Raw genomic sequence first — 17,547 nt, forward strand, 5'->3', positions numbered from 1 at the left:
TTTGAAAGGGCTTACGAAAATTAGAAATTGAGCAGGAGGGTTTATATGGAGAAATTAATGACAAATGAGCCAAAAGAAAACAGAGTAAGCTATGGAAAAGTTGCAAATATGGTGGAACCGATGCAGCTTGAATTTAGAGAGTTCCAGTTACCTGAACCAGGTGCAAATTCTATTCTAGTAAAGGTACTTCGTACGAATGTATGCGGTTCCGAACTTCATATTTGGAAGGGACACCACCCAACGAAAAAGACTGGTGTATTAGGACATGAAATGGTTGGTGTAATTGAAAAGCTTGGACCAGAGCTTGAAACAGATTTTGCCGGACAGGCGATTAAAACAGGGGATAGGATTGCTGCATGCTACTTTAGAAGCTGTTTAAAATGTAATTCATGCTTGCGTGGTGATTTTAACAACTGTGAACATGGAATTGAGTTTTGGAATAAGACTCCGGAAGAATTTCCACATTTCCATGGTTCATTTGCCTCACATTATTACATTCATCCTAATCAATATTTTTATAAAGTTCCAGATAATATTCCTGATGTTGTTGCAGCTAGTGCCAACTGTGCGCTATCCCAAGTATACTATGGGCTTGACCAAGGGGAGTTAGCTTGTGGCGAAACTCTAGTTATTCAGGGAGCAGGGGGACTTGGGTTAAATGCTGCAGCTGTTGCAAAAGAAAGAGGAGCCACAGTTATTGTCATTGATGCAGTTGAATCACGCTTAGAGGCAGCAAAACAGTTTGGTGCTGATCATGTGATTAATATGAAAGATTATCCATCTGTTGAGGAAAGGGCGGAAGTTGTACGTTCATTAACAAATGGTCAGGGTGCTGACATGGCTCTTGAGGTTTCTGGTGTTCCAGCTGCTTTTGGCGAAGGCTTGCATCACATAAGAAATAATGGAAGATATGTAACGATGGGGAATATCTCTCCAGGAACTACAATTGAATTTGATCCAGGATTTTTGACTAGAAAGTCTATCCGGATAATTCCGGTCTTACGCTATAAACCTTGGTATTTAAAGAAAGCACTTACATTTTTATCAAAATACGTTGATAAATACCCTTTTGATAAAATGATTGATTGTGAAATTCCATTTGAAAACATTAAGGAAGCCTTAGATAAATCGGCTAATCGTGAAGTAACACGTGCTTCAATTACGATATAAGAAAGGAATGGTTGGAGAATGCAAATTCAAACAGACACAAATACCTATTATAACTACATTGGAGGGCAGTGGAAGCCAAGCCAAAGTAATGAAATTATCGAGAGTTTAAACCCAGGAAGGAAGTCAGAAGTAGTTGGCGTTATTCAAAAGTCAACAAAAGAAGACTTGGATGAAGCTGTTAAAGTAGCAAAAGATGTCCAAAAGGCATGGAGAGACAAAGGATTTGTTGCCAGAGGACAATACTTATATAAAATTGCAGAAAACCTTGAGAAAAATATTGATGATATTGCTTTAACGATTACAAAGGAAATGGGTAAAACATTACCTGAAGCAAAAGGCGAAACAATGCGTGCCATTGCCGTCTTTAAGTACTATGCAAGCGAAGGAATGAATAAAGTCGGGGATGTCATCCCTCATACGGATAGTGAAGGACTTATGTTTACTACTCGTGTTCCGTTAGGTGTTGTCGGTGTTATCACTCCGTGGAATTTCCCAATTGCGATTCCAGCCTGGAAGATTGCTCCAGCTATTGTTGCTGGGAACACAGTAGTATTCAAGCCAGCACAGGAGACTAGCATTACAGCTGCGAAGCTTGTGAAGTGTATTGCCGAAGCTGGCGTTCCTGATGGAGTAGTAAATCTTGTAACTGGTACGGGATCGATTATCGGCCAAGGAATTATTGACCACCCAGAAATAAAGGCAATTAGCTTTACAGGGTCAAATGATATTGGTAAAAGAGTTGCGATTGGTGCAGCATCCCGTGGGGCAAAATTCCAAACTGAAATGGGCGGAAAAAACCCAGTAATTGTTGCCGAAGATGCAGACTTAGATTTAGCAGTGCAGGAAACAATTAATGGAGGAATTAAATCAACTGGTCAAAAGTGTACATGTACTAGCCGGGTGATTGTTGTTGGTGATATTTATGACCGTTTTAAAGAAAAGCTAATTAATAAAATTAAAGAGATTAAAGTGGGCAACGGGGAAGAACAAGAAACATGGATGGGTCCTTGTTCAAGTGAAAAACAGCTAAATACCGTTGCTTCCTATATAGAAAAAGGAATTGAAGAGGGGGCTACTCTTCTCACCGGGGGGAATATCTTAGATAGTGGCGCATACAGTGAAGGTTATTATATTGAACCAACTGTCTTTGAAAATGTGGATACAGAGATGACAATTGCTCAAGAGGAAATCTTTGGACCAGTGCTAGCTTTAATTAGAGTAGATACGATCGAAAAAGCAATAGAAATTGCTAATGATGTGAAATATGGATTAAGTGCAGCCATTTTCACAAGAGATATTGGAAAAATGCTTAAGTTCATCAAGGAAATGGATGCAGGTCTAGTAAGAATTAATTCAGAAACAGCTGGTGTGGAACTTCAAGCACCATTTGGCGGTATGAAGGATTCAAGTTCCCATACACGTGAACAAGGTAAGGCCGCACTTGAATTTTTCACATCTTCACAGACTGTTTTTGTGAAAGCATAAAAAAAGAAGATTATAGATTGTTAGATAATTAGGGGGTAGGCTAATGAAAAAGAAGTTTATGCTTTTTATGATCCTGATTTTAACGCTGATAATTTCAGCGGCATGCGGAAATAGTTCGAACTCAGCTAGTAATGAAAGTGCTTCTAACAGTTCAGGAACAGATAGCACTGATGCTAAAGAGGAAGTTAAATTTCCTGAAAAGCCAATTACATTGATTGTACCTTATGCTGCTGGTGGGGGTACAGATGCAACTGCAAGAGCATTGGCAACTGCAGCGGAAAAACATTTAGGTCAATCAATAGCTGTTGTTAATAAAACAGGCGGAAATGCCGTTGTTGGTATAAGCGAAGCAGCGAACGCTAAGCCAGATGGCTACACAATCATTATGAATGCTAATGAAATCGCTCTTTTACCCCATATGGGCCTAACCCCAATTACCTATAAGGACCTTGCGCAGGTTGCCCATATTAACTTTGACCCTGCTGCTCTAACGGTACCTGCAGATGCACCGTATGATACTGTGGAAGAATTTATTAATTATGCAAAAGAACATCCAGGGGAAATCCGTGTAGGCGGCACAGGTAAAGGCGGTATTTGGCACTTAGCTGCAGCATCAATTGAAAAGGCAGCAGATGTGAAATTCAACTATGTTCCTTTTGATGGAGCCGCACCAGCAAAAACGGCGTTGCTTGGCGGACATATTGAAGCTATCACTGTAAGTCCTGCTGAAGTTTTTCCGCAAGTTGAAGCAGGGGAATTAAAAACGTTAGGTGTATTAGCTGATGGAAAATCTTCTATTATGCCTGATGTTCCTACCTTTAAGGAAGCTGGCTATGATGTTTCAGTGGGGGTTTGGAGAGCCATTGACGCACCAGCTGATACTCCTCCAGAAGTAGTCAAAATCTTAGCAGATGCTTTTGAAAAAGCAACGAAAGATGAAGAATTCGTTAAGTTTATGGAAAGCAACGGGCTAGGTATTGTATTTAAGGGGACCGAGGAATATAAAGAATTGGTTGCCAAGGACCATGAATATTTCGGTGAACTTCTAAAAGAGCTTGGAATAGCAAAATAACCCCAATAACTTAATAGAAGGTTTAAAAAGTACAAAGAATTGTTTTTACAATTCTTTGTACTTGCTTAATGGAGGTTTTTATTAACTGTTTTTATATTATAAGGGGGGTTTTGCATGAGAACAGCAAATATTATCAGCAGTTTTATAGCAGTTGGCATCGCTTTATTATTTTATGTGATGGCGAATCAATTTAAAGATATTCCTGTTCAGGATACAGGTCCCGCGTTCATGCCGCAGTTATACGCAGGAATCTTGGTTATTCTCGCGATTCTTCTATTTATAAACTCTATCAAAGCTAAGGATAATTCCAAAAGCAGCAGCACAAATTCAAAATTGGTGTTTTTAACAATGCTTTTAATAACTCTCCTCATTAGTTTAATTCCAGTTTTAGGATTTTATATCGTAACCCCTTTAGCTGTTGTCGCATTTTTACTAATGTGCAAAGAAAAGAATTTATTTATTCTTATAGGTTTACCACTGGGAATTGTATTATTTATCTATGTCTTATTTCAAAAGCTCCTTTTGGTACCGATACCCTTAGGGAAAATCTTTCAGTAAAGGGGGTTAAAACATGGAATTATTAATCAATGGATTTCTAAATATTCTAGATATAAAAGTGATCTTTATCCTATTTTTAGCGGGTGCTATCGGCATTATTTTAGGTGCTTTACCAGGACTTACTGCAACAATGGGAGTGGCATTGCTATTGCCTGTCACCTTTGGAATGGAACCGGTTACAGGGATATTATTATTAGTTGGGGTTTACTTTGGGGCCATTTATGGCGGATCGATTACCGCAATTTTATTAAGGACTCCTGGCACACCATCTTCTGCGGCAACAGCCCTAGACGGGTACGAAATGACAAAAAAAGGGCAGGCCTATAAAGCCTTAACAATATCTACCCTATCATCTGCAATTGGCGGGGTTATAAGTGTCATTATTCTAATATTAGTTGCCCCTCAGTTGGCAAGATTTGCATTGAAATTTAGTGCTCCAGAATCTTTTGCTCTTGCACTTTTTGGACTTGCTATTATTTCTAGTATTTCTGGTAAATCACTCTTAAAAGGGTTAATTGCTGGTGTTGCTGGTTTATTGATTGCCACTATTGGAATTGATCCTATTGGCGGTTTTCCGCGGTTCACATTAGGTTTTAGTAATCTAATGAGCGGAGTTAATTACATACCCGTATTAATAGGACTTTTTGCAGCATCTGAGGCATTTCGATCAATGGAAGATATCTTCAAAGGAAACCTAAAGTTTAATGCGATAGAAAAGGTTAAGTTAAAATGGTACGAGTTTAAGAGGTTAATTACGGTCATCCTAAGGTCAACTGGAATTGGGACGTTTATTGGGATGATCCCTGGTGCAGGAGGAGATATCGCCTCTTTTGTAGCGTACAATGAAGCAAAAAGATTTTCAAAAAAGCCAGATGAATTCGGTAAGGGTAACCCTGAAGGAGTTTCTGCTTCAGAGGCTGCAAATAATGCCTGTACTGGCGGTGCCATGATTCCTTTGCTGACGCTAGGTATTCCGGGAGATGCTGTAACCGCTGTTATGCTAGGTGCCTTGATGGTCCAAGGACTTCAGCCGGGGCCGTTATTATTTTCAAATCACGGAGACATCGTTTATACATTATTTATCGGAATGATGCTGGCCAATCTGTTGATATTATTTTATGGATTATTAGGTATCCGTCTCTTTGTAAGGATATTAACCATTCCTAAGGTTGTACTAACACCAATTATTTTGGTGCTTTGTATTGTTGGCTCCTACTCCTTAGGGAATAACTTTTTTGATGTATGGGTCATGTTAGTAGCTGGTGTAATCGGATACTTTATGCATCGGTATGAATTCCCTGTATCGCCAGTAATTCTTGCACTAATTCTGGGGCCGATGTTAGAAGCTAATTTAAGAAGGTCCTTAGTCCTGTCAAACGGAGATATAGGTATATTATTTACAAGACCAATTTCCTTAACCTTGATCGTGCTTGCTATTTTAACATTGTTTTATCCTTTAATTTTAAAAGTAATAAAGGGATTTAAAGGAAATAGTCAGTTAGAAAATAGCGGATTGAACCAAGATTTGGATGAAGATGACAATAAAAAGGATACGGTGGCTAAATAAAATAAGAAGCCCTATTATCCTAATTTAAACAAAGTAAGAAATAAAAACAGTTTAAAAGGAAGCCGCAATCATAATGAGAGATTGCGGCTTTCTTTATGGAAAAAAGGAGATTGGCTTTGTTAATAACGGTATTGTAAATATTAATAACATTATAATGTTAATAATATTTACAATTTTCAAAACATAGGTTAAGATTAAGTTAGTTTTTTGAATATTGTCGACAATATACTATTCTAATGAAAAGGGGGTAATTACAAGTAATGAAATCTTTAAGGAATTTTTTTGTGATTATGCTGATTGTTGTTCTAGCAGGGTGTTCATCTAGTACTGGCGGAGGAGAAGAAAAAGGAGAAACAGAGATTTTAAGTTTATTTGCTACGGATAGTTCATCATCTTATTATGCTTATAATGTAGGTTTGGCTAATGCTATTAGCACGATCAATCCGGAAATACAGATATCTGTTGTTGAAACTGGAGGATCCAGTGACAATATGCAGCGGATGAGTAAAGGTGAAGGAAAAATGGCATTAGGAACATCGCCAAGTGATTATCAGACTTATTTCGGTGAAGGCGATTTTAAGGATATTGAAAATAAAAATATGAGGGCACTATGGTACTTTGTTCCGTCACCATTTAATTTTATTGTTTCTGAAGCCTCAGATGTAAAGGACTTTACTGATTTGAATGGTAAGGAATTTTCCTTTGGAGGGACAGGGACCTCAACAGAAAAAGTAACAACGTCGGTTTTTGAAATACTTGGTATTGAGCCGAAGTCATATGCAGGAAGTATGTCTGATGCACAGGAAGCCTTTGCGGATAGAAGGATTGCGGGCTTGACTAAAACTGGAACTCCTCCTGATTCCTATGTACAGAAAGCTTTATCTGAGCAAAAGCTAAATCTTTTAAGTCTTTCAGAGGAACAGATTAAACAAATTAGAGAAAAGCTTCCATATATCGGTGAGGCCGTTATTCCTAAAGGCTCATATGATGGTATCGACCAGGATGTTCGTACGGTTCAGTTTACAATGAGCATTCTTTTGGACAGCTCTGTATCCCAAGAGACTGGATACAAAATGTGGGAAGCCATGTGGTCTGATGAAGGAAAGAAGATATGGCTGAATTCTTTCTCAGCTGCAGAAAATGTAGACATTCCTGAGCTGACATTACAATCTGCTATTCCCCTTCATGCAGGAACTGTTCAATTTTTAAAGAGTAAAGGGTATGACGTTCCAGAAGAGTTAATTCCTCCAGAATACGAAGAAGTTAAATAATGGTTAAAAATCTCATCCCTTGTAAGGGAAACACTTACAAGGGGAATCTTTTTAAAGGGGGGATAAAATGAGTAATCTAGTTAATAGGTTAGCAGAATTATTTGCTGATGATGAAGAGGCAAAAAAGAATAGTCGCAGTCTTACCAAAGGTTACACCGTTTTTATTGGGGTCATCGCACTAATATGGGCTTTATTCCATATTTATACGATGGGGTTTGGAACATTGCCTGGAATCATTCAGCGATCACTCCATCTGCTTGGTGCCACAATTATTTGTTTTCTAATTTTTTCAGCTTCCTCTAAACTCAAAAACAATAAATGGATGCTTCGGTTTGATATTTTCCTAATTATTTTAGCAACAATCGTAACCGTTTATGTTATAACGATTTATCCGAGGATTATCGAACAGCATGGTGTTTATAATACGACAGATATTGTTATGGCTACCATTCTGTTAATCATCGTTTTAGAAGGGGCCAGAAGGGTATTAGGGTGGTTTATTCCTTTTCTTGTCCTAAGCGGGATTATTTATGCGCTGATGGGCCCGGCTTTCCCTGGAATATGGAAGCATGCCGGCATAGGCTATGAACGTCTCATGCAGACATTCTTGCTTGGAACACAGGGGATTTGGGGACAATTAATGTCCATCTCAACGAACATATTAGTCATCTTTGTTTTGTATGGGTCACTCATTTTGAGTCTTGGTTTAGGAAGTACGATTTTTGATTTAGGTGTAAAACTGACTGGGAGATGGAAAGGCGGAGCGGCACAGCTAGCTACATTAACAAGTGCTATGTTTGGAACGATTAACGGGAGTACAGTCGCAAACGTAGCAACGACAGGGAACTTTACAATCCCATTAATGAAAAGATTAGGGTATAACAAAAACTTCGCAGGTGCCGTAGAATCTGTAGCATCTTCAGGCGGACAAATCATGCCTCCAGTCATGGGAGCGAGTGCATTTTTAATGGCTGAGCTTCTTGGAATAAGTTATGTAGACGTTATGCTAGCTGCATTGATTCCTGCACTGTTATTTTTTATATCCGTAATGATTTCCATTTATTTTTATGCAAGAAAAAATAATTTAACAGGGCTGCCAAAGGAAGAAATTCCAACATGGAAGCAAGCGTTTAACTGGAGAACATTCGTACCATTATTTTTCCCATTAATCTTGTTAGTTGCTCTATTATTTTCTGGTTATACAGCTGGAAAAGCAGGCTATACGATGTACATCGGAACAATCGTTTTGTATTTGATTTGTAATGTCAGGTCGAAAAAGGACTTTAAAGAAACATTCAAAAAGATCATTATTGGTTTGGATCGCGGTGCAAAAAGCATGGTAACGATTGTCATGCTGATCGCCGTTGCTCAAACCCTTGTAACTACCATTAATACAAGCGGTCTGGGAGTGAAATTTTCTTTAGTTATGATGTCCTTAAGCCAAGGAAATCTTATGCTGGCACTTGTCCTGGCGATGCTGATTACTATTATTCTAGGAATGGGTGCTCCTACACCAGCGGCTTACGTTCTTTCGGCATCTGTTGTTGGATCTGCATTAATTAACCTCGGCATCGAAGGTATTGCAGCACATATGTTTTTACTATATTTTGCTGTACTTTCAGCCATAACACCTCCGGTATGTGCAGCGATTTATGTTGCCTGCGGAATCTCGCAGGGGGATTGGCTGAAAACAGCCATGTATAGTATGCGGATTGGACTAACAGCTTTTATCATTCCATTTATGTTTATTTTAGACTCTGTTCTTTTAATGCAAGGAAACCCTTTAGAAATAATTTTAAGTGTTGTAACTGCCCTGATTGGAGTAACTATTTTAGCAATGGCGACCATGGGAATTATAATTTCAGATATCAATTTGATTGAAAGAGTTATAGCCTTTATTTCAGCGCTATTAATGTTAATTCCAGGGATCATGACAGATTTGATTGGCATCAGCATATTTATTCTTTTGTTTTTGGTACATTGGAAAATGAATACCTCAGCAAGTAAAAGTCAGCATATGATTAGTAAGTAATTAGAATTGGCTGCACAGGAGGAAAAGGTCATGAAAGATTCTTTTCTTCTTGTGTCTAAATGTATATTGTCGACAATATATTTTAAAGAGGATATGGAGGTTATAAAAATGACAGAAAAAAATCTTGAAAAAATCATCGATGCGGATGTTCATCCTTGGATAAATGGTGATATTGAAGGGTTAAAACCTTATTTAAGCAAGGCGATGTGGGCACATTTTGATGGGAGAATGAGATTGCCGGATCATCCGCTCCGTCCGCCTCTTGAAAAGTCAACTTCCATCCGTCTTGATACGATTCCTCCAGGCGGTGGGGCAGGAGGCTCGGATCCGGTCTATATGGCTGAGGACTTATTGGATCGCTATAATATTGAGCATGCTATCTTGTCATCCGTTCAGGCGGGAAAGCTGGTTTCGTATCCAAATCCTATTGAAGCCACTGCCTTAGCCAGTGCTTTCAACGATTATTTTCTGAATGAATGGCTGACTGTGGATTCCCGATATAAGTTAGCCATGTGTGTGGCGGTTCATGATCCATTAAAGGCTGCAGAAGAAATCAGGAGAGTCGGAAAAGAAAAAGGGGTAGTTGCTGTATTTATGCCGCTTTTTAATATCTTGATGGGAAATAGCTACTATTATCCTATATATGAAGCTGCCCAAGAATTAGGGTTGCCAATACTTATCCATCCAACAGGAACAGAAGGTGGCTTTTCTACAAGTGTGGCCATGGCAGGAGGCGTGCCGAGGAGCTATATAGAAAGACATACGGACTTTCCGCAAGTTGCATATGGAAATCTAGTTAGTATGGTGTTTGAAGGAGTATTTGTACGCTTTCCAAAGCTAAAGGTATTAGTAGCTGAATTTGGCTATAGCTGGGTTCCATCTGTTATGTGGAGAATGGATCAGAACTGGCGCAATTTCAGAAGAGAGGTTCCATGGCTTGAGAAAGAACCAAGTCAATATTTGTTAGAACATGTCCGATTTACTTCCCAGCCAGCAGAGGAACCGGAAAAGAGCAAGTATTTAACACAAATTTTTGAAATGATGCATGCAGATAAAACACTCATTTTTAGTACAGATTATCCTCATTGGGATAATGATTTTCCTGATAATACATTTAGGCACTTGGATGAAGATTTGCGCAGAAAGATCTTCTATGATAATGCAGCAGAACTATTTAATTTAAAATAATTTGGCAAAAGGGGGAGCGAATAAACATGGCGTATTGTATCGGAGAAATTGGAGAAGTACCAAAAGGAAAAGCGTTAATAAAAGAAGTGAATGGTATTTCAGTAGGCGTTTTTTATGAGGACGGAAAAGCCTATGCCGTTAGAAATCTATGCCCGCATAAACAGGCACCAATATGCAAGGGATCTTTATGCGGGACCATGCTTCCAAGTCAGCCTGAAGAATTTGTATTTGGCCTTGAAGGAAAGGTTCTTAAGTGTCCATGGCATGGCTGGGAATTTGATATTCAATCAGGTGACGCGCTTTTTGGCATTAGTCAAAGAAAGGTAAAGACCTATCCCGTTGAAATTAAAGATGGTATGATTTACGTAGATCTGTAATCTATACATCAAACAAACTAGGGATGGAGTAAATGTATGAGTTTTGATAATGCCACACTGTCACAAAGGATCTCGGAGGCGATTGCTATCAGGGTATCTGAAGGCAAGCTTAAACCGGGAGATAGATTATTAGAAATTGAATTGACAAAAGAATTTGGCACTAGCAGAGCACCGATTCGGGAGGCCTTGTTTATCCTTGAAAGGGATGGGATTGTCGAAAGGGTTCCCAGGAAGGGTGTCTTTGTTAAAAAGAGAACAAAAAAAGAATTATTTGATCTTTATGAGGTTGTTTATCGCTTATTAGAAATTGCTTTAACCAAATTGATGACCCTTTATACGGATGAACAATCACAACAGCTTGAAGGGATCATTGTTCAAATGGAAGAAACATTAAAGGAAAAAGAAATTAAGAAATGTTTCAGTCTTTTGGAAGAACTGCAGCTTAAGTTTTTTGTCTTTTCAAATAACGAGGTTCTTTCAGATTTATATATGAAAATAAATAGCCAACTAATTCCGTTTCGTTATATTTCACTATCGCATCCAACCAGTATGGAACGTTCGGTAGCGGAATATAATGAAATTTTAAAAGGCTTAAAGGATAAAGATTTAACGAGAATTTTCACAAGTTTAAAAAGGAAAGAGGAGCGGGCATTAAGTATACTAGAAAAATATGTTGATGCCGAATAACATTTGGCTGCAATCGACAACCCAGATTTCCTGCAGCAAGCCATTAGTAACATGGATTTATCAATATGTATGATGGACGGTGAGGGCAATGAAGCTTGGTTTAATCGGATTAGGAAATTTGGGCGGCCGAATAGGAAAAAACTTGATAAGAAAGGGACATGAACTTTCGGTTTATGATTTAGATCAGAGTGCATTAAACACTTTTCGTCATTTAGGAGCAACTGTTTTCGATTCGCCATCAGCATTAAGTTCAGCGAATCAGGTCGTGATAACTGTTTTGCCAAATGCCCAGATTGTCAAAAATGTAGTCCTTGGCGAAAATGGATTATTAGAAGGCTTTAAGCAAGGGAGCACACTGATTGATATGACAACCTCTGAGCCTGATGTCACAAAGGAAATTGGCCAGAGGTTAAGTGATTATGGGATCAGCATGCTTGATGCACCAGTAAGCGGCGGAATTAAAAAGGCTGAGGATGGTACATTGGCCATTATGGTCGGAGGACATGAGGAAACGTTTTTGAAATTCAATCCATTATTCCAGGATATGGGGTCAAATATTATTCATGTTGGTGAGCTCGGGGCCGGCCATACCATCAAAGCATTAAATAATATGCTGACAGCAACAACTTTGGCTATTACGGGTGAGATGCTGGCAGTTGGCACAAAGCTTGGATTAGACCCGGATAAAATGCTTGAAGTTATTAATTCAAGCAGCGGAAGAAGCTTTTCAAGTGAAGTTAAATTCCCTCAGCAGGTGCTGAGCAGAAAATTCGAAGTTGGTTTTACAATCGACCTCATGTGCAAAGATATCTCTATTGCTACAAAATTGGTCAACAACAGTGAGGTACCTTCCTTTGTCTCGAGTGCCTGCTATCAGCTTTGGCAACTAGCCAAGGCAAGAGGCGGAGGAAAGCTTGACCATACAGCCATCGTTCAATATATTGAGGAAATAGCTGGGGTTGAAATAAAATCAGGGGAAAATGTAACAGCAGGTAATTAGAAAAAAACTTGGAAAGCCGCATTCCTGGAAAATGGAAATGCGGCTTTCTAATTAATCTTCCCAAACTCACCGTGAATTGTTGCTGTAATTTTAAGGATAATGAAGGTGCAAATGTTTTTCATTTTTTGTTCTGACTCTGCCCATTTTTTGAATATACTAGTTATAGCAGGATATTTACCAAACAAGAGTCGGAGGATGGAACTTGATGAACGATGAAGTAAGAATTAGGCCGCTGGAAAGAGATGATTTAAGATTTATTCACAAGCTGAATATTAATGCGAATGTCATGTCATATTGGTTCGAGGAACCCTATGAGGCTTTTGTAGAATTACAGGATTTATACGACAAGCATATTCATGATCAGGGTGAGCGGCGGTTTATCGTAGAGAAATCCGGTGAAATGGTTGGGCTCGTTGAACTGGTGGAGATCGATTATATCCATCGAAGAGTGGAATTTCAGATTATTATTGACCCAAAACATCAAGGTCATCGGTATGCGGAGGAAGCAACTATGCTTGCGATGGATTATGCTTTTTCCGTATTGAATATGTATAAGCTTTATTTGATCGTAGATAAAAATAATGAAAAGGCGATTCATATTTATGAAAAGGTTGGCTTTCAATTTGAAGGAGAGTTGATTGACGAATTTTTTGTTGATGGGGAGTATCACAATGCCATCAGAATGTGTATGTTTCAGCATCAATATTTTGGCGAAAAAAACCTTTAGTGGTGAAAAACCATTAAGGGTTTTTTTATTGCCTTTTAATATTGTATTAAGCATTCTTTAATTGCTTCTCTTTCAGATTGTTCATAATCCTCTCCGAAGTCATAAAAAACCCGTAGCCATAAATGATTGTCATTGCTAATGAAAATGACAGCATAATGATGATATTGCCGGTAACCTCGCCGAAAAAGAACTCGGCTGGCGGCTGCATATCCTCATTTTGGGACCGGACTCGATTATAGCCAAGTGTTGCTAAAATGAAGGCGATGCAACTGATTATTCCTATCCATAGAAAGAAATAGTTATAATACTTTTTTATGTTGTCATATTTAGAAGAGGAAATTTTCCCTTTTGCTTTTAAATAAACGATTCCAATCGTTGAGCAGGTTACAAGCCATATAAATATAAGCAGAAGGAACCAGAAGAGATTTTCTCTTACTAAATAGAGGGATGGAATATTTAGATGAAGAAGCATAAAAAATAATGATATGCCGAGTATCGTATCTTCTCTTAATTTACTATAGTAGATTTCATTCCTTTTTGAATAGAAGGGAAATGCAAACGCAAGAATAACAAGAAACACACATGAACCAATGATAAATCCTGTCACTGGCTGTGCTGCGTCAATTCCGGCAATCCCTGCTATTCCAAAAACGATAGGTAAAATAGTCAAAAGTAAAGTGTCAGATAGTGTGAAGGGCTCCTTCTTAGATGCTGGCGAATTACGCTTTTTCTTACTCATGGTCTTATTACCACCTTAATGCAAATACTGTTTAATGCTTGTAAAAGTATAACATAGAAAATGGAGTGGAGGATTTTTGTTTTAAGTGAACTCAGGAGGCGATCTGTTCCCGAGAATAGTGGATTTAGAGGTTTGAGGGAACGCAAGAGTCTGAACCGTTCCCGAGAAGGGTAGAATTCACGGATCTCGGGCACGGAACCCCCGGAACGATGCCCAAGAAATGCATATTCAAAAGTTTGAAGGAATCATCTTAAAGCATGGACAATTTATCCCTAAATAAAAAAACCAGCCCCTATATAAAAGGGAGCTGGTTTTTTATCATTATTTACTTTCAAGATACTTATTCAAGAATTCCTTAGCCTTTTCTGGATCTGCCTTTAGCTCGTTGCCTGTGTCAACAAGTGGGCTTACTGTGGAAACGGCTTTGAATGCTTTGTCGTGGTAGTAGCTTAAAATTTCATCTTGATTGATGGAGTAAAGAACCGCTTTTCTTAGGTCCGCGCTCTTAGCTACTTCACGGTTAGATGTATTGAATAGTAAATAAGTTACAGCGTTGCTTTGAATGCTCTGCAGCGTTAGCTTGCTGTCGCTTTCGATTAAATCTTGTTTGTTGGCTGGTACGCCGTATAGTACGTAGATTTCTCCATTACGCAGAGCAGAAATAGAGCTATCCATGTCTTTGATGAAACGAAGCTTAACTGTGCTGATTTTTGCTTCATTTTCTGTGCCTTTCATGTAGCCAGGGTTTTTATAGAAAATGGCTTCATAGTCATTTTTGTAAGAAAGGATATATGGACCGCTGGCATATAGAGTATTGTTATACTTATCGCCTTCGGTTACTGTATTTTGATCTCCGTAAGGAATGTCTTTGTTGACATCAAAGCTTGCTACATCATAGGTGTTGATGCTTTCGACTTGCTTTTTAGAAACGATACCAGCTGACTGGTGAGCTAAATAATTCAGTACTTGAGGGAATGGCTCAGTGGTTGTTACTTTCACAACCTGGTATTTCCCTTCACCATTATTCGCTTGAGTCTTGTCAGCTACTAGTTCAGTGATTTTTGTATCTAAGCCTTTTTCTAGTGATGCTTTTACAGTTTCATCGCTGCCAGATTGCTTGATTTGATCAAGTGCTGCTAGATCAGTTACAACTTCAGCATCTTTGATGTGTTCATGCAAGCTGTATGTGCGGTGGTCAGGTACAGAATTTTTATCCTTCGCACGGTTAAGAGAGAAAATAACATCGTCAGCACCAACGCGCTCGCCAGTATCAACCGCTTTTTTATCAGTGATTTTGGCAAAGTTAATGTCATCTCTTAATAGAAAGTAATACTCTTCGTTTCCTTCTCCAATACTGTAGTTGCGGGAAAGTGATCCGTCTGCTGTAATTTTATCATCATCAGTTAAGTTGATTAGACGAACATACATGTTTGTATTAACCATGTTGATCGAACCGTCATTACCCTTAATTGGGTCAAGAGATGTAAAAGTAGGCATTGTCTGTGATAGGATAAGCGGATCACTGTCACGCTTAGCTGCATCATTAAAATCAATCGTTTCCCACGCTAAAGAACGGGATTTTGAAAGTCTGACAGTTTCAGGATTTAAAATATCTTTATTGACAGCCTGAGTTTTTAAAGAGCTGTAAAGCGGTGCAATATAGGCATTGTCAAATACAAGCTTTTGTTCAAATTCTTTATACGTGTTCACGTATTCTTCCTGAGTTTGCGTACTAGCTTTATTGATTAGGTCATCAATTTCAGGATCAGATTGGATGCTGTAGTCCCCGCCTGAAATGAAAAGGGAACGAACCGCGTAGTCTGGGTTACCTGTTACGGTTGTCCAGCTTGATACGGCTACATCAAAATTCCCTGCATCTTGCTGTGCTTTAAAGCTGCCGTAGTCTGGCTGAATGTTTAATTTTACTTTAAAGCCGTTTTTGGTCAGCTGGTCGCGGACGATATTCATATCTTCCTCGCTGCTGGCCATTCCTAGAACTTCAATTTCTGCTTGCTCGCCAGAATTGCCGCCAGATTTTGAATCTGATGCTTTTTGATCAGATTTTGTTTGAACGCATCCAGCCAGCACTAAAACAAAGGCAAAGAGAAGCGGTATTAGCTTTTTCACAAAATTTTCCCCCTAAAATTTATGTTTATTAATCCATTTTCGGATCTAAAGCATCTCTCAGTCCATCTCCTAAAAAGTTAAAGGAAAGAACTAGAGCGATAATCGCTAGGCCCGGATAGATGGCTAAATAAGAATGTGATTCTAGATAGGTGCTTCCTAGTTTTAAAATATTCCCCCATTCAGGAATATGAGGCTCTACTCCAAGTCCGAGATAGCTTAAGCTGCTTGTCGCGATAACGGCTCCGCCAATAGTCAATGTTGCCTTGACTATCATTGGGGCCATGGAGTTAGGAACAACCTGTCTGAAAATAATAGATAGATTGCTATCCCCAAGTGCACGCGCAGAATCAACATATTCATAGTTTGATACCATTAAGACGTTGGCGCGCATGGTCCTGGCGTAAGTCGGAATGGAGCCGACACTTAGGGCAATTACAAGCGTAATTGTGTTGGAACCGAAAGCTGCGATAATAACAATCGCAAGCAGGATTCCTGGAATAGCATATAAGATATCAAGCAAACGCATGATAATGTTATCAGTTTGTTTCCCATAATAGCCTGAGATGGCTCCAAGTATGCCGCCGATGATAAAAGGGATGGCCGTTGACAGGAATCCGACAATTAATGAGATCCTTGCGCCGAAGACAATTCGCGAAAATAAATCGCGTCCGAAATTATCTGTCCCAAGCGGGTAGGCAAGGTTTGGCTCCTGAAGAATTGCACTGTAATTGTTTTCAATCGCCATATCGTAATCAAATGTCAGGTAACTGCAGATGGATATGGAAAAAGTAAGAACGATAAAAAATAAACCAAGCATGGATGTTGTGTTTCCTGCGATTTTCTCCCAGATACGAACCCATTTTCCTGAATCCGGCTGATTTTCTTTTCTTTTTTGTATTAGAAAATGCAAACCGAGTGCCAGGGCAAAGAGATTGCCGGTAGCTGCGGTCAGAATTAGGGGAAAAGCCAAAGTGGTTTTCCACCGGGCGCTTTTCGCTGGGGTATTATCTCTTGCAATGAAAATGAATGCAATCAGCTGAAACAAAGCGATAATGAATAATGCAAACATTGCCGGTAAAAATGTATCGGATACATATGGTTTAAATAGATTTAGTGCTGAAATCGCCATGATAAAAACTTGCGTCAGCAGCATATAAGCTGCAAAGGTGTATTGGGCTGTTTTATTATTCTTAATAAGCTGGAAAGCAAAGGCGGCTATGAAAATATTGCCTGTTAAAATGCTTAGCAGCAAAACATACCCAAATTTTCTTGTCCGGTTTTGTATAATTCCGTGATATTGCAAATCCCTTTTAATAAGGAAGGTTGTTAATCCCTGAAGACAGGTGAACAGCGCATAAACGGCAAATACAATAAACACATTGTTTTTTAGCGATGGACCGGAAAAGTCAATGCTGCTTATTAAAAAGACTATCGTCAGTGCAAGCGTTGTAATCCATGTAAAGTTGGCCTGTGTATATTCAGGAGATAATTTAAGTGCATGCTTTTTTATATAACTTTCATTTCCTTTTACGATACTGTACATCACG

General features: G+C 38.8%; 15 protein-coding genes. 12 read left to right on the plus strand and 3 right to left on the minus strand.

Annotation, left to right across the window (positions count from 1 at the left end; genetic code table 11):
- Positions 1 to 45: 45 nt before the first annotated feature.
- From AC1Q59_RS09780 to speG, 12 genes are all read left to right on the plus strand, one after another.
- The gene (locus tag AC1Q59_RS09780; protein ID WP_492365626.1) at positions 46 to 1,170 is read left to right on the plus strand and encodes a zinc-binding dehydrogenase; all 1,125 of its coding nucleotides are present in this window, start codon (positions 46 to 48) and stop codon (positions 1,168 to 1,170) included.
- A gap of 18 nt (positions 1,171 to 1,188) precedes the next feature.
- Positions 1,189 to 2,655, plus strand: a complete 1,467-nt coding sequence (gucD, locus tag AC1Q59_RS09785) for an alpha-ketoglutaric semialdehyde dehydrogenase GucD (protein ID WP_492365627.1) — start codon at positions 1,189 to 1,191, stop codon at positions 2,653 to 2,655.
- Positions 2,656 to 2,698: 43 nt separating this feature from the next.
- Positions 2,699 to 3,727, plus strand: coding sequence for a tripartite tricarboxylate transporter substrate binding protein (locus tag AC1Q59_RS09790; RefSeq protein WP_492365628.1), 1,029 nt, complete (start codon positions 2,699 to 2,701; stop codon positions 3,725 to 3,727).
- Between the two features lie 114 nt (positions 3,728 to 3,841).
- Complete coding sequence (locus AC1Q59_RS09795) at positions 3,842 to 4,285, plus strand: tripartite tricarboxylate transporter TctB family protein (protein ID WP_492365629.1); 444 nt, start codon at positions 3,842 to 3,844, stop codon at positions 4,283 to 4,285.
- 13 nt (positions 4,286 to 4,298) lie between these two features.
- Positions 4,299 to 5,852: a tripartite tricarboxylate transporter permease gene (locus tag AC1Q59_RS09800; RefSeq protein ID WP_492365630.1), complete on the plus strand. Its 1,554-nt coding sequence runs from the start codon at positions 4,299 to 4,301 to the stop codon at positions 5,850 to 5,852.
- Between the two features lie 260 nt (positions 5,853 to 6,112).
- The gene (locus tag AC1Q59_RS09805; RefSeq protein ID WP_492365631.1) at positions 6,113 to 7,123 is read left to right on the plus strand and encodes a TAXI family TRAP transporter solute-binding subunit; all 1,011 of its coding nucleotides are present in this window, start codon (positions 6,113 to 6,115) and stop codon (positions 7,121 to 7,123) included.
- 67 nt (positions 7,124 to 7,190) lie between these two features.
- Positions 7,191 to 9,155: a TRAP transporter permease gene (locus AC1Q59_RS09810; RefSeq protein ID WP_492365632.1), complete on the plus strand. Its 1,965-nt coding sequence runs from the start codon at positions 7,191 to 7,193 to the stop codon at positions 9,153 to 9,155.
- Between the two features lie 108 nt (positions 9,156 to 9,263).
- Complete coding sequence (locus AC1Q59_RS09815) at positions 9,264 to 10,343, plus strand: amidohydrolase family protein (RefSeq protein WP_492365633.1); 1,080 nt, start codon at positions 9,264 to 9,266, stop codon at positions 10,341 to 10,343.
- Positions 10,344 to 10,369: 26 nt separating this feature from the next.
- Positions 10,370 to 10,720 (plus strand): Rieske (2Fe-2S) protein, encoded by a 351-nt coding sequence (locus AC1Q59_RS09820; protein ID WP_492365634.1) that lies wholly within the window; start codon positions 10,370 to 10,372, stop codon positions 10,718 to 10,720.
- A gap of 36 nt (positions 10,721 to 10,756) precedes the next feature.
- Complete coding sequence (locus tag AC1Q59_RS09825) at positions 10,757 to 11,407, plus strand: GntR family transcriptional regulator (RefSeq protein ID WP_492365635.1); 651 nt, start codon at positions 10,757 to 10,759, stop codon at positions 11,405 to 11,407.
- An 88-nt stretch (positions 11,408 to 11,495) separates the two neighbouring features.
- Positions 11,496 to 12,407 (plus strand): NAD(P)-dependent oxidoreductase, encoded by a 912-nt coding sequence (locus AC1Q59_RS09830; protein ID WP_492365636.1) that lies wholly within the window; start codon positions 11,496 to 11,498, stop codon positions 12,405 to 12,407.
- Between the two features lie 205 nt (positions 12,408 to 12,612).
- Positions 12,613 to 13,134, plus strand: coding sequence for a spermidine N1-acetyltransferase (gene speG, locus AC1Q59_RS09835; RefSeq protein WP_492365637.1), 522 nt, complete (start codon positions 12,613 to 12,615; stop codon positions 13,132 to 13,134).
- A 46-nt stretch (positions 13,135 to 13,180) separates the two neighbouring features.
- On the opposite strand, the gene AC1Q59_RS09840 is transcribed toward speG, so the two are convergent.
- From AC1Q59_RS09840 to AC1Q59_RS09850, 3 genes are all read right to left on the minus strand, one after another.
- Entirely contained in the window at positions 13,181 to 13,873 is a 693-nt protein-coding gene (locus AC1Q59_RS09840; RefSeq protein WP_492365638.1) for a hypothetical protein, read from the minus strand.
- A gap of 321 nt (positions 13,874 to 14,194) precedes the next feature.
- Positions 14,195 to 16,000, minus strand: a complete 1,806-nt coding sequence (locus tag AC1Q59_RS09845) for an ABC transporter substrate-binding protein (protein ID WP_492365639.1) — start codon at positions 15,998 to 16,000, stop codon at positions 14,195 to 14,197.
- 28 nt (positions 16,001 to 16,028) lie between these two features.
- A complete protein-coding gene (locus tag AC1Q59_RS09850; RefSeq protein ID WP_492365640.1) occupies positions 16,029 to 17,543 on the minus strand; it encodes an ABC transporter permease in 1,515 nt (504 codons plus the stop codon).
- Between the last annotated feature and the right edge of the window lie 4 nt (positions 17,544 to 17,547).

It is taken from the genome of Cytobacillus sp. MT66 (assembly GCF_058792595.1).